Genomic DNA, 665 nt, shown 5'->3' on the forward strand with positions numbered 1-665 from the left:
CAATCACTCTTGCTCCTAAATTCAGCCTACCAATCACTCAAGACATCGCACTTTACGGTAAAGTTGGTGGTGCTTACGTAATGTTCGACGGTAAAGATGATTACTCTTACCTAGGCGCAGCTGGTGTTGAATTCAACCTAAGCCAAAACGTTACAGCACGTGCGGAATACCAAACAATTACTGACATTAGCAACAACGTAAGCAAAGCAGCTGGTAACTCTGCAACTCTAGGTGTTTCTTTCAAATTCTGCGGCAACGATGAGCCAGTAGTAGTTGAAGAAGAGCCAGTAGTTGAAGAAGTAGTTGTAGAAGAAGTTGTTGAGCCAGTAGTGGTTACTAAAACTTTCGAAACTCAAACTATCGGTACTGGTAGCTTTGACCTAAACAGCACAACACTTAAACCAGAAAGCGCTTCTAAACTAGACAACCTAGTTGCTTTCCTAAACGAGCACCCACAAGCGAAGGTTGAAGTAGTTGGTTACACAGATACTTCAGGCGCTGCAGCATACAACCAAAAAGTTTCTGAGAAACGTGCTGAGTCTGTAGCAAACGCGCTAGTTGAAAAAGGCATCGATGCATCACGCATCCAAGCTCGCGGTGAAGGTGAAAACAACCCAATCGCATCAAACGATACTCGTGAAGGTCGTCAACAAAACCGTCGCGTA

Annotated in this window: 1 protein-coding gene; it reads left to right on the plus strand. The window is 44.2% G+C overall.

Annotated elements, in window-relative coordinates; all coding sequences use genetic code 11:
• A partial coding sequence (locus R7Z77_RS26015; protein ID WP_318137134.1) for an OmpA family protein occupies nucleotides 1-665 on the plus strand: 665 nt, incomplete at both ends.

It is taken from the genome of Vibrio sp. 1401 (assembly GCF_033340295.1).